Source organism: Microbacterium murale (assembly GCF_014635185.1).
In the GTDB taxonomy this organism is placed as follows: domain Bacteria; phylum Actinomycetota; class Actinomycetes; order Actinomycetales; family Microbacteriaceae; genus Microbacterium; species Microbacterium murale.
Genome location: NZ_BMCM01000016.1, coordinates 1 through 1,342 on the forward strand (window position 1 = coordinate 1; position 1,342 = coordinate 1,342).

Genomic DNA, 1,342 nt, shown 5'->3' on the forward strand with positions numbered 1-1,342 from the left:
GCCCTGGTGGAGGGACCGCGGGATCATGGTGCCGGTCTTCTCCGGTGTCGCGTTTCTGGCCGGTCTGATCTTCGAGTGGTCTGGACTTGAGATCCCGGCGCTGGTGTTGTTCTGGGCCGGCCTGCTGCTGGGCGCGTCGACGTTCACGCCCGGCGCGATCCGGAAGCTGTTCAAGGGCAAGCTCGGCATCGGGCTGCTGATGACGATCAGCGCGATCGGCGCGATCATCCTCGGCTATGTCGAGGAGGCTGCTGCTCTGGCGTTCCTGTACTCGATTGCTGAGGCGCTCGAGGACAAGGCGATGGACCGCGCCCGGGGCGGCTTGCGGGCGCTGCTGAAGCTCGTTCCGGAGACAGCGACCGTGCTGCGTGACGGCGTCTCCGTACAGGTGCAGGCGCGAGAGCTAACGGTCGGGCAGGTCATGGCGGTTCGCCCGGGTGAGCGGATCGCGACCGATGGGATCGTCCGTTCTGGCCGCTCCAGCCTGGACACCTCGGCGATCACCGGGGAGTCGATCCCCGTCGAGGTGGAGCCCGGCGATGCGGTGTCGGCCGGTGCGATCAACAGCGCCGGCGTGCTGGAGGTCGAAACGACCGCTGCGGGTACCGACAACTCGCTCACGACGATCGTGGAGCTGGTCGAGAAGGCGCAGACGGAGAAGGGCGAGCGTGCACGTCTCGCGGACCGGATCGCCCGCCCGCTCGTACCCGGCGTTCTGATCCTCGCCGCGCTCGTCGCGATCATCGGGTCGCTGCTGGGCGACCCTGAAGTGTGGATCACCCGCGCGCTTGTCGTGCTGGTCGCCGCTTCTCCGTGTGCGCTGGCGATCTCGGTGCCGCTGACGGTCGTCGCCGCGATCGGCGCAGCAAGCAAGTTCGGCGTGATCATCAAGTCCGGCGCCGTCTTCGAGCGCTTCGGCACGGTCCGCCACGTCGCGGTCGACAAGACCGGCACCCTCACCCGCAACGAACCTGCGGTCACCGCGGTGCTCACTGCGAACGGCGTGACCGAGACACAGGCGCTGGCCTGGGCGGCCGCACTGGAGCAGCACAGCACGCATCCCCTTGCCTCTGCGATCACCGCCGCGGCCCCGGGCACACCGGCAGCTGCAGATGTGACCGAGCAGGCCGGGCACGGCATCGACGGCACTGTCGGCGGATCGAGAATCACCGTCGGCAGTCCTCGCTGGCTGGACGCGGGCGACCTCGGGAAGCAGGTCGCGGAGTTGGAGGAGCAGGGCATGACCGTCGTGATCGTCCACCGCGACGGAACCCCCGTCGCCGCGATCGGCGTCCGCGACGAACTGCGCCCTGAAGTCCCCGAGGTAGTCCGGACGCTCACC

At 68.9% G+C, this 1,342-nt stretch carries 1 protein-coding gene; it reads left to right on the forward strand.

Annotated elements, in window-relative coordinates; genetic code table 11:
* The coding region (locus tag IEV67_RS18870) for a heavy metal translocating P-type ATPase (RefSeq protein ID WP_229703377.1) at window positions 1-1,342 on the forward strand (1,342 nt) is incomplete at both ends.